Below are 11,802 nucleotides of genomic sequence, written 5' to 3'. Positions count from 1 at the left end.
ATGCTAAAAGAATTTAGAAAATTTATTGCTCAAGGAAATGTTCTTGACTTGGCAATTGGTGTAATTATTGGAGGTGCCTTTGGTAAAATAGTTACTTCCTTAGTAGATGATATTCTGATGCCAATAATTGGTATTTTGATAGGCGGCGAAAACTTTGCAGCGTTGTCTGTTATGGTTGGTAAAGCTGAGGTAAAGTATGGAAACTTTATTCAGGTAGTTATTCAGTTTTTAATTATTGCCTTTGTAATTTTTATGATTGTGAAAGCAGCTAATAAGACTGGTTTAACTGATAAAAGTACAGATGAAAAAGCATAAAATGGTTTAGACCATCCTATGAAGCCCAAAGTGTAATAACTTTGGGCTTTTATTTTTCCATTAAAAATAGTAGAAGAGGGCAGAGATTTTGGTTACTTTGCAAATTGAATTTTAAGAGCATAACAAATTCTGGAATATGAAAAAAATCGCAATCTTGGGCGGAGGTGAAAGTGGCGTTGGTGCAGCTTTATTGGCAAAAGCAAAAGGCTTTAATGTGTTCTTGTCGGATAAGGGTGTTTTATCGGATAAGTACAAAGAAATATTAACACAAAATAATATTCCTTTTGAAGAAGGAAAACACACAGAAGAACAAATTTTAGATGCCGACGAAGTAGTAAAAAGCCCTGGAATTCCAGATAAAGTTGCTTTAGTTCAAAAATTGAAATCACTTCGAATTCCTATTATTTCAGAAATAGAACTGGCTTCTCGTTATACAAAAGCAAAAATTATTGCAATAACAGGAAGTAACGGAAAAACAACGACGACACTTTTAACCTATCATTTACTCAAAAATGCAGGACTGAATGTCGGCTTGGCTGGTAATATTGGCGATAGTTTTGCCAAACAAGTAATTGACGACACACTTGATTATTTTGTATTAGAACTCAGCAGTTTTCAGCTGGATAATTGTTTTGATTTCAAAGCTGATATCGCTATTTTACTCAATATCACGCCCGACCATTTAGACAGATATAATTATGAATTTCAGAATTATATAGATTCTAAATTCAGAATTTTACAGAATATGACACCTTCTGATAACTTTATTTTTTATCAAGAAAGCGAAGCCCTTGCGAATGAATTAACGAAAAAAACATTCCCTGTAAATTATCTCCCCGTTTCATTACAAGAAAAAGTAGCCCAAGGCGGAAGCTTACAAAACGAAAAACTTGAAGTTACTTATCAAGAAAATCATTTCTCATTTGCTTTAGAAGATTTGCCTATCAAAGGTTCGCATAATGCCATCAACGCAATGTCTGCTATTTTGGTAGCAAAAGTATTGGGCATTGAAAACGATAAAATTACAGAAGGGTTAAAAACGTTCAAAAGTGTAGAACATCGCCTTGAACCTTGTGGCGAAGTTGGAGGCGTAAAATTTGTTAACGATTCAAAAGCGACAAATGTTGACTCTGTTTTTTATGCACTTGGTAGTTTCAACGACCCAATTGTGCTAATAATGGGCGGTGTTGATAAAGGCAATGATTATAGCCAAATAGAAGCCTTGGTTGAACAAAAAGTAAAAGCCTTGATTTGTATGGGAACGGATAATCAAAAATTATTAGATTACTTTGGTAAAAAAGTACCCTTAATTTTCTCGGTTGATAGTATGCAAAAAGCCGTTACGCTTGGGCAAGAAGTAGCTACAGAAGGTGACGTTGTTTTACTTTCGCCAGCTTGTGCTAGTTTTGATTTATTCAAAAATTACGAAGATAGAGGACGACAATTCAAAGTGGCTGTATCAGCATTGACAATTGTTTAAGCAAAATATTATTTAAAAATTTAGTGAAAAAATGGTGACAAATTGGTTAAAAAGTAATCTTAAAGGCGATCATCAGATATGGACTATAGTTGCAGCTTTGTCGATGATAAGTATTATTGTCGTATCAAGTGCATCTGGAAAATTAGCGGTAATGGCTAGTGGAGGTATTTTTTATCATATCTTTAAACACATTATTTTGGTTTCATTGGGGCTTGGTTCGATGTGGTTTTTTCATCGACTAGACTACCATCGTTTTGCGATGTATTCAAATGCGGGTGTAATTCTATCATTTGTACTCTTGATTTATGCTTACAAATTCGAGCAGGGAATTAACCACGCCAATCGTTGGATTCACGTTGGGGGCTTGACATTTATGCCCTCCGATTTAGCCAAATTGTCTTTAATTACCAATTTGGCGGCAATGTTAGCCAAACGACAACACGTGAGTTATACTTTTAATGAAATTTTACCGATGATTCTAAAAATCATTTTGGTCTGTTCGGCAATTGCACTCACCAACGTTTCTACTTCTTTACTTTTATTTACTACTTGTTTTTTGTTGATGTTTTTCGGAAGAGTACCTAGCCAATATTTAATGTTGGCATTGGCGGGTATTTTCATTACGGCAACTTTATTGGTTATGACCGGAACAGGTAGCCGTATCGAAACAGCCAGAAACCGTGTTATCAACTTTGCCAGTGGTTTAAAAGGAACGAAGAAAAAAGACGCTTCACAAACTTCCGATTATCAAATTGAACGGAGTTTTTATGCCATTGCCAACGGTGGAGTTTTAGGAAAAGGTCCAGGAAAAAGCCAACAACGATACTTCTTAACAGAATCTGAATCAGACTTTATTTATGCCATCATTATCGAAGAATGGGGAATGATTGGCGGGGTATTTGTTTTGGGGCTTTATCTCTGGTTTTTGTATCGAGGGATGAAAGCCGTAGATAGTTCTGGGCGAGCCTTCGGAGGCTTACTTTCAGCTGGGCTAACCTTTAGCTTAGTGATTCAAGCAATGGTGCACATGGGTGTTGCTACTGGTTTAGGCCCAGTTACTGGGCAAAACTTACCACTTTTAAGTATGGGGGGAAGCTCCCTTTTGTTCACAGGGGCAATGGTCGGAATTATCATTGCAGTGAGTAGAGATAAAGTAAAAAATCCAATTTTATAAGCTATCAGCCCTTCGTTGTCAGCTATTTGTTTTTAACAGTAAAAAATAAGTTTTTAAAAACTTATTGATTAATTATCATTCAAATGACCAAAGTCATCATCTCAGGTGGAGGAACAGGCGGACATATTTATCCTGCCATTGCTATTGCTAATGCTTTAAAGGAAATGAATCCTGCTATTGAAATTTTGTTCGTCGGGGCAGAAGGGAAAATGGAAATGGAAAAAGTGCCCAAAGCAGGGTATAAAATTATTGGTTTACCCATTGCGGGAATCAATCGCTCTAATTTATTAGCGAACCTTAGCTTTCCTAGAAAATTAATCGCAAGCTTGAGCGAAGCCAGAAGTATTATTAAAGATTTTAAACCTGACGTTGCCGTTGGTGTTGGTGGCTATGCTTCTGGACCACTATTGTTGGCAGCGTCTATGATGGGTATCCCTTACTTGATTCAGGAACAGAATTCTTATGCTGGCGTTACAAATAAATTATTAGCGAAAAAAGCAAAAAGAATCTGTGTAGCTTATCCAAGAATGGATACTTTTTTCGATGCAGAAAAAATAAAAATGACGGGAAATCCTGTCAGAAAAGATATTTTAGAAGTAAAATCAAAACGTGATGAAGCCCTAAAACATTTCGGTTTGCAAGCCGATAAAAAGACGGTTTTAGTAATTGGTGGAAGCCAAGGTGCTAGAACAATCAATGAATCAATTGATGCAGGATTAACCAATTTGGTTGGTGCGGGTTATCAAGTAGTTTGGCAAACAGGTAAATTATACATCGATAGAGCCAAAACGACGGCAAGTGTTTTCAAAGGTCAGGTTTATGTTTCAGATTTTATTTATGAAATGGATTTAGCTTATGCCGTGGCTGATGTCGTCGTTTCAAGAGCGGGAGCATTATCTGTTTCAGAATTGTGTTTGGCGGCGAAACCTGCTATTTTGGTGCCTTTGCCAACGGCTGCGGAAGATCACCAGACCATGAATGCCATGAGTTTAGTCAATAATGATGCTGCTATTTTGGTGAAAGATGTAGCTGCCAGAGAAAGTTTAGTGAAAGCAACGATTGATTTATTACAAGATGCTTCAAAACAAGAAGTACTCAGCAAAAATATACACCAATTAGCCAAACCAGAAGCAGCGAAAGAAATTGCGAATGAAGTATTAAAACTCATTGGGAAAAACGAATAATTATTTATGCGAAAGACGATGAATCTTTCGTTGATTACTCAATCATTATCAATACTTTAATCATTTCAATGACTAAGAAAATATTATTACTTGCTTTTTGTTTTTGTCTAACACTTAGCAATTTTTTGGTTGCTCAATCTATTGCTGGAATATGGCAACAAGTAAATCCTAAGGGCAATACTTCAAGGTTAATTTGTGCTGAAAATTATTTAATGTTTACTACTTATCAAACCACTGATAAACATTTTGTCAGCGCAGGTGGCGGTACTTTTGAAATATTAAAAGCAGATTCAAAAACTATTTTATCGTTCAAAAGAGATTTTAATACAGAAGATTCTACTTTGGTAGGTTTAACGGTAGCAAATGTTTTTTCTTTAGATAAAAATACTTTAACCGTTGCTCAAGGTCCATTGGCTGGTACTTGGTTACGAATCACTGAAAAATTAAGTACAGAACCTTTTTCAAATGCACTTTGGCGTTTACGAGCAAAAGAAGACAAAGACTTTAAAATGCAAACGGTTTTTAAAGGTTCTTTTAAAACAATAAAAATATTCTCTGGCGAACACTTTCAGTCGGCAAGTTTTAATATTGATACACATCAGTTTTTTGGAACTTTTGGCGGTACTTTCAGCAAGAAAAAAGAGAAGTATATCGAGAAAATCACTTTTTCTTCAAAAAGAAACAAAGAAGTAAATATTTCATTTGAATACGATTGTGTAATCAATGGCAAAGATTGGATTCATGCTGGACAAAGCGCCACAGGCGAAAGAGTACATGAAATCTGGGAAAAAGGATATTAAGACAACGACTAAGTATTAAGCAAAACGGGGAATTTCTGAGAGGAGATTCCCCGTTTTTTATTTTTCTAATAATTTTTTTAAATCCAGCAATCCAAGATGAAAAGTCTTTCGTAGATATGTTTGTCAAGTGTAAAACGTATCTAAAAACTTTCAAATAAATATTTTCAGCCATGCAAACGCTAACCAAAATATTCAAAGTAACAAGCATTGTCATTTTAAGTCTTTTCGTTGCTTTTGTTGTTTATGCCAATTGGCAAGAACCGCCACTTTCTGATCGCTTGAATTTAAAACCAATTTCCCTAGCTGTTTTTAATCTCGACCGTGATTTATCCGTTCAAGATAGTATCAACATCGCCAACAAATTATCCGCCAACACAGGGATTACTGCTGCCACAGTAAACCGCATGGGAAAAACCGTAAGTGTTACTTTCCATGAAGACGAAACCTCAGAAGAAGCATTGACACAAGTGCTAACTTCTGAGGATTTCAATCCCTCAAAATTAGATTTTACTGCTTTTAAAGGGCCTCAATGCCCAGTTCCTACAGAATATATTGATTTTATATTAGGAGCTAAAAAAGCATTGTGTTTTCGATAAATGTTATCAACAGCACATTTTAATCAATAATCCCACAAAGCTTTTATCGCTTCCAGAGCGTCTATGTAAAATAAACGACGCTGTATTACGAGTTAAAGAGTTGTATATCAATACTTTTTATTCATAATTCATCATTCATAATTCACAACTTTTGCTTAAACCTTCTTTGCTCGAATATCATTAAAATTAATCGTGAAAGTAGCGCATAACGAGCGTGCAAAACTTTTACAGTCATCGGTAAAATTTTTAAAAACATGAAAAAAACAATGCAACTATGGGGCGCATTCCTCATGGCAGGAATGCTTGTGTTTACATCTTGCAGTAAAGATGATGAAGTAGTTCCTGTAAAATCTCTTTACGACCGTCTGGGTGGTAACGCTGCCATTTCAGCAGTGATTGACCAATTTATTACGAATGTAGCTGGTGATGCTAGAATCAACGCTTTCTTTGCTGATGCTGCTGGAGATCCTGCTCGTCTTACAAGATTACGTAATAATTTGATTAACCAAGTTGGAATGGCAACAGGTGGAATGGAAAAGTATTCAGGACTTGACATGAAAACGGCTCACAAAGGAATGGGTATTGAAGAATCTCATTTTAATGCTTTGGTTGAAGATTTATCATTATCACTTGATAAATTTAAAGTGCCAGCTACTGAAAAAACAGAATTATTGACAGCTTTGGCTACCATGAAAGGTGATATTGTTGAAGGTCCTACTTCAGTATATGTACGTTTGGGTGGAAATCCAGCGATTACAGCTGTGATTGACGATTTTATTGGAAAAGTGGCTGCTGATACTCGTATCAATGCTTTTTTTGCTGCGGCTGCGGCTGACCCAGCTCGATTGAACCGTTTGAAAATGAATCTTGTAAATCAAGTAGGTCAGGCTTCTGGCGGACCCGAAAAATATACAGGTTTGGATATGAAAACGGCTCATAAAGGAATGAATATTACAGACGCTCATTTCAACGCTTTGGTGGAAGATTTAACAGCATCATTAGTGAAGTTCAAAGTTGAATCAAGAACTAAAATTCAATTATTGACAGTTTTGGCGAGTCTTAAAGGAGATATTGTAGGACAATAGTTTTACAAAGAAAAAGGTAAAAGGTCTTTTCAGAATAGAATTCAATATTCCATTTCAAGAATACCTTTTGCCTTTTTTATTGAATAGATTTATAGTTAAAAGCTATTTCAATATACAAAATATCAATTTTTACTATCAATAATCTTTGTTTACTTTTGTGAAATAGAGATTTTGAATGGAATAAAATCAATGCTTATTGTTAGACAAACTAATCAATATTAACAATAAAATTGATTAAAGTCAGTTTTGATGCGTAAAAACTCTACTACCTTTCGACAAAATTAGAAAACAGTGAAATTGTATTTTTTTTAGAATTCAGAACAAAGAATAAGTATCTTATTTATATGTATTCTAAATTATAGATAAGTATAAATAATTAGCCATTATTAAGACCAATCATAATCATTCGTGTTGTAATTTTACACAATTATTCAATTTGTGAAAATATGGCACACAGCGTTACAAATTGTTTAATTGTATAGCTTGAAAACAAGGATATTTCCTTGTTGAAGCGAATCGGAATTGTAAGGAGTCATGAAAAATATTTTCAAAGCATTAAGTTTATCATATAAATCTGCTCCCTTGGCGGTGCGTGAACAAGTAGCTCTAACGGAGGAAGAAATCAAAATTTTCTCACTTAAAATTAGAGATTTGTTTGGCATTCAAGAAAGCCTTGTTGTTTCTACTTGCAACCGAACTGAAGTATATTATGTAGCCGAACAGAATATTACGGCTGAATTAATCAAAGTATTATTAATAGAAAAAGGAATTACTAATACTGAATTATATTTTGATTATTTCCAACAACTTAATACACAAGCAGAAGCGGTTCAGCATCTTTTTGAAGTAGCAACTGGTTTGCATTCAAAAGTTGTTGGCGATTTACAAATTCCTAACCAAGTAAAACAATCATATCAAATCGCTGCTGATTTGAACATGGCTGGTCCATTCCTTCACCGTTTGATGCACACGATTTTCTTTGCCAACAAACGTGTGGCTCAGGAAACTTCTTTCCGTGACGGTGCCGCTTCTACGTCGTATGCCGCAGTAGCTTTGACAGAAGAAGTAACAAGAAATATCAACAATCCGAAAGTATTAATTTTAGGTTTAGGCGAAATTGGTATTGATGTTTGTAAAAACATGGCAGACCAAGAATTTGCTGAAATCACCGTGATGAATCGTACTCGTGCTAAAGCTGAAAAAATCGCTGCGGGACGCAATTTCAGAATTGCTGATTTTTCTACTTTGGAAAGAGAAATTAAAAGAGCCGACGTAATTATTTCTTCAGTGATGATTGATAAACCGATTGTTACCAAAGAATTAATCGAAAGAATCGGAATTCTTACTTTCAAATATTTTATTGATTTATCAGTTCCTAGAAGTGTGGAAGATAATGTAGAGGAAATTCCAGGAGCTTTAGTTTATAACATTGACAGCCTTCGTGAACGTGCTGATGAAGCCTTGAAAAGCCGTTTAGCGTCGATTCCTCATGTAGAAAGAATCATTGCAGAAGCTATTGTAGGTTTTGATGATTGGTCGAAAGAAATGGTAGTTTCTCCAACGATTAATAAATTGAAAAACGCTCTTGAGCAAATTCGTAAAGAAGAGATGGCTCGTCATTTGAAGAATCTTTCTCCAGAAGAATCTGAGAAAATCGAGAAAATTACAATGGGCATTGTGCAAAAAATCATGAAGTTGCCAGTAATTCAATTAAAAGCGGCTTGTAAACGTGGCGATGCTGACCAATTGGTGGACGTACTTACTGAATTATTTGATTTAGAAAAACAAGAAAATCCTTCTGGATATAGTCATTAATAAATTAGAAAAATCTTTCAAAAAAGGGAACTGTAATTGCATCCAGTTCCCTTTTTTGTTTTACACATTTTGCTAACCTTATAAATTTGCTTCTCTATTCCGCTGGAATATCTTTCAAAAAAATCTCAATTTGCTTTCTAGATGTCTTAAAATGCGGTTGCAGGGCATTTGAAGTAATGAAATTTCCTTTGTGGTCAAAAATCATGTATCTCGGAATAGGTAAAGATATTTTTTCATTCTCTCTTCTGGTATAGAGAAAATTCAGAAACTTAGTTTTATTTCCTAACCAATAGGCTTGTATTCCATCGCCCGATAATTTGTATTTTGCCAAAGCTTTTTTCCATACTTTCATAGATTTATCTGAACTTATCGAAATGAATACGATAGGTTTGTCTTTCAACGCTTTAGCGTGTTCTTTTACATAAGGTGTCAAAAATATACAAGGCGGACACCAGCTTGCATAAAAATCCAAGTATATCAGTTTGCCTTTATTTTGTGCCAATAAATCTTTCCAAGTAGTCGTTTGTCCATTTTCATGAACGAGCTTTTGTGTCAAGATAAACTCAGGAAAAGTAAAATTTGTATCATCAATTTTATCTTTGACATACTTTAGAAAAGTTTCGTTTTGACAATTCGCATAGAAAATGCCCACATAATCATAAAAATCTGGCAGGTTTTCAATTTTGTATTTATTCAACAAATAAGCCATCAGAAAGTCTCGATGCTCGCCTTTGAAATTCAACATGGCTGAGTTAAACTGAACATAAAAGTCTTTATGACCATTAAGCGAATCTCGACAAAGAAATTGATTGTAATAATATAAAGCACGACGATACTCTGAGCCTTTGATGAGCGTGTCAGTTCCAAAGATTTCCTCCTTAAATAACTTTACAGAATCGACATACCACTGGGGAAATTTCCGCCAATCTGTACTAACACTTACAAAAGGAATTAAAACCGAAGACAAAGCAATACTTTTTACTTCTTGAACAGTGCTACGCAACAAAGAACTATCTACGGCAGGCGGATACGCAGAAATGCTAGAAAGCAAACGATTCATTTTCGCCTTAATATCATGGATAACAACAAGATGCTCGCTTTTTGACATATTTTGAATAGAATAACCAGATACTTGTATCTCAGAGCCATATTGTCTATCAAAATTGGCAAGGACATTTCTTAAAGAATCCTTTGGAAAAGTACAGGTAATGTGTCCTTCTTTAGATTTTTCAAGCTCAACACTATCATTAGGAAAAATGAGCATTGGATTTGCTTTTCTTTCTCCATCCCAAGGATAAATTAAAGTAGGAAAATGATGATTAAGTACATACTTCACGCCACGGTTATGCGGTAATATTGCACCTCTGTTACTTACAGATTCTAATAAATCATCATAATAATTTATTCGCACGATGAGAGAAGTATCTTTCGTAATAACAACTGACCTTTGAGCTTCAGTTGTAAAAGAAAGGAATAGGAAAAAACAGAGGTATAGTAAGTTATTTTTCATATAGATTTTGAGTTTTAAATGTGTTAAATTTTTATCGTGTTAAAGCATGACGATTTGTCAATATTCCATGTAAAAGGCTATTTTGTAAATGATGAATTACCTTGATTTATTGTGCTTAGAGTAATTTAGAAATTAATCCTAGAACTTTAGCTCTAAAAGGACTACCTAATTTTCTTAAACATTCATCCATAATCACAAAAAACGAATTATTTCCCAAAACTTTTGTTTTTAGAGTAATACATAACATTCAAATACGTGAATATACTCCGTAAAATCATTCGCCTTATTCCTTTGATTTTGGTGATACTCATTGCTCTTTGGGCATGGGAAAAATTTAAAAGTTTTAAAAACCCTTTTGGAGATGCCGAGCCAGAAATATCGCATAGTGTACTTTTACAAAAGATTACTTCAATGGGAAAATTGGAGCTGGTGAAGTATAATTTCAGAGATGTGGTAGAAAGTAGTATCAAAAAAGATTTTTTGCCAGATGCAAAAGTATTGTTAATCGTCACGGGCGAAGCTACTGGCTGTTTGGATTTAACCAAGATTAGAGTTGCTGATATTACCGAACAAGACAGTGTTTTGGTCGTTCATTTACCAGAACCAGAAATCTGTAATTTTAAAATAGACCATTCAAAATCAAAGGTTTATAATACTGAATATGCTTTTATGGATGAAGCGAAATTAGTAGATGAGGCTTTCAAAAAAGCTGAAGTACAAGTAGAAACTTCGGCGAAGGAAATGGGAATTCTGGAACAAACTAAAAAATCAGCAGAGCAAATTTTAAAGCCTTTTCTGGAAACGGTTTCTAGGAAAAAGGTAGTATTAAAATATGCGATGAAAGATAAAAAGAGAGAGTTAGGATAACATGAGTTATCACTAATTTTATAATCACAAAAAAGCGGTTGAAAAACTAATTTCGACCGTTTTTTTGTGATTGATGGAAACCGAATTCCTACTGTTTGAGCGAAGCGAGTTTAGGAATTCTTGATTTTCTTTTGTTACTTTTCTTTCATCAAGGAAAGAAAAGTAAGGACTATGATAATTCCAAAGACCTTTAAAATCTTTTTTGTATTAAAGGGGAATTCAGGTTGACTTACATCTTAGCGATGTCCAAAAATCGCAGAACCAACTCTTACCAAAGTAGAACCTTCTTCAGCAGCAATCAGAAAATCGCCAGACATTCCCATTGAAATTTCTTTTAATTGTAGATTATCACTTTCAGGAATTGAAGCTTTTAATTCATTAAAAAACGTTTTTAAACTTCTGAATTCTAATCTGATTTGTGCTTGGTCGTCCGTATTAGTTGCCATGCCCATCAAGCCTACAATTTTGATATTTTTCATACTTTTAAATTCCTCAGAAAGTAAAAGCTCCTTAGCTTCATCTTGTGATAATCCAAATTTAGTTTCTTCCTGAGCAATATAAATTTGTAATAAACAGTCGATAATTCTATTATTTTTAGTAGCTTGTTTATTAATTTCCTGAAGTAGTTTTAAAGAATCAACCGAATGAATCATTGCTACAAAAGAAGCCATATACTTTACTTTATTACTTTGTAGATGACCAATCAAATGCCATTCAATATCTTTAGGCAATATTTCCCATTTTTCAACCATTTCCTGAACCTTGTTTTCGCCAAAGGTTTTACAGTTTGCTTGATAGGCTTCTTCCAAATCAGCAATGGGTTTAGTTTTAGTTACAGCAATTAATCGTGCTGTAGTGCCCTGTAATTGAAGATTGATATGCTCTAAATTTTTTGCGATGCTCATGGTTTCAGCTCAAGAATGATTGGTAAATATTTGTATTTTTGTGTAATCGGGGGTAAACACTTAGTTTTGCA

At 34.4% G+C, this 11,802-nt stretch carries 11 protein-coding genes; 9 read left to right on the top strand and 2 right to left on the bottom strand.

Going from position 1 to position 11,802, the window contains the following annotated elements:
• The 8 genes from mscL (at position 1) to hemA (ending at position 8,449) form a co-directional block, all read left to right on the top strand.
• A complete protein-coding gene (gene mscL, locus VB776_RS04695; RefSeq protein WP_323326500.1) occupies positions 1–315 on the top strand; it encodes a large conductance mechanosensitive channel protein MscL in 315 nt (104 codons plus the stop codon).
• Between the two features lie 136 nt (positions 316–451).
• A complete protein-coding gene (gene murD / locus VB776_RS04690; RefSeq protein WP_323326498.1) occupies positions 452–1,795 on the top strand; it encodes a UDP-N-acetylmuramoyl-L-alanine--D-glutamate ligase in 1,344 nt (447 codons plus the stop codon).
• A gap of 31 nt (positions 1,796–1,826) precedes the next feature.
• The gene (locus VB776_RS04685) at positions 1,827–2,969 is read left to right on the top strand and encodes an FtsW/RodA/SpoVE family cell cycle protein (RefSeq protein ID WP_323326496.1); all 1,143 of its coding nucleotides are present in this window, start codon (positions 1,827–1,829) and stop codon (positions 2,967–2,969) included.
• A gap of 83 nt (positions 2,970–3,052) precedes the next feature.
• Positions 3,053–4,153 carry an undecaprenyldiphospho-muramoylpentapeptide beta-N-acetylglucosaminyltransferase gene (gene murG, locus VB776_RS04680; RefSeq protein WP_323326494.1) on the top strand — a complete coding sequence of 367 codons (1,101 nt, stop codon included), beginning with the start codon at positions 3,053–3,055 and terminating at the stop codon, positions 4,151–4,153.
• A 68-nt stretch (positions 4,154–4,221) separates the two neighbouring features.
• Positions 4,222–4,953, top strand: coding sequence for a hypothetical protein (locus VB776_RS04675; protein ID WP_323326492.1), 732 nt, complete (start codon positions 4,222–4,224; stop codon positions 4,951–4,953).
• 170 nt (positions 4,954–5,123) lie between these two features.
• The gene (locus tag VB776_RS04670; protein WP_323326490.1) at positions 5,124–5,549 is read left to right on the top strand and encodes a hypothetical protein; all 426 of its coding nucleotides are present in this window, start codon (positions 5,124–5,126) and stop codon (positions 5,547–5,549) included.
• A gap of 254 nt (positions 5,550–5,803) precedes the next feature.
• Positions 5,804–6,634 carry a group I truncated hemoglobin gene (locus tag VB776_RS04665; RefSeq protein WP_323326488.1) on the top strand — a complete coding sequence of 277 codons (831 nt, stop codon included), beginning with the start codon at positions 5,804–5,806 and terminating at the stop codon, positions 6,632–6,634.
• A 534-nt stretch (positions 6,635–7,168) separates the two neighbouring features.
• Positions 7,169–8,449 (top strand): glutamyl-tRNA reductase, encoded by a 1,281-nt coding sequence (hemA, locus tag VB776_RS04660; protein WP_323326486.1) that lies wholly within the window; start codon positions 7,169–7,171, stop codon positions 8,447–8,449.
• Between the two features lie 94 nt (positions 8,450–8,543).
• Here the strand turns inward: hemA and VB776_RS04655 are convergent, their stop codons facing one another.
• Positions 8,544–9,959, bottom strand: a complete 1,416-nt coding sequence (locus VB776_RS04655; protein WP_323326484.1) for a TlpA family protein disulfide reductase — start codon at positions 9,957–9,959, stop codon at positions 8,544–8,546.
• 255 nt (positions 9,960–10,214) lie between these two features.
• Between VB776_RS04655 and VB776_RS04650 the strand changes: the two genes are divergently transcribed.
• Positions 10,215–10,826 carry a DUF4230 domain-containing protein gene (locus VB776_RS04650; RefSeq protein WP_323326482.1) on the top strand — a complete coding sequence of 204 codons (612 nt, stop codon included), beginning with the start codon at positions 10,215–10,217 and terminating at the stop codon, positions 10,824–10,826.
• 236 nt (positions 10,827–11,062) lie between these two features.
• On the opposite strand, the gene VB776_RS04645 is transcribed toward VB776_RS04650, so the two are convergent.
• The gene (locus VB776_RS04645; RefSeq protein WP_323326480.1) at positions 11,063–11,731 is read right to left on the bottom strand and encodes a YggS family pyridoxal phosphate-dependent enzyme; all 669 of its coding nucleotides are present in this window, start codon (positions 11,729–11,731) and stop codon (positions 11,063–11,065) included.
• Between the last annotated feature and the right edge of the window lie 71 nt (positions 11,732–11,802).

This window comes from Arcicella gelida (assembly GCF_034931025.1).
GTDB classification, from domain to species: Bacteria; Bacteroidota; Bacteroidia; order Cytophagales; family Spirosomataceae; genus Arcicella; species Arcicella gelida.
This window is presented reverse-complemented; position numbering and strand designations above follow the sequence as displayed.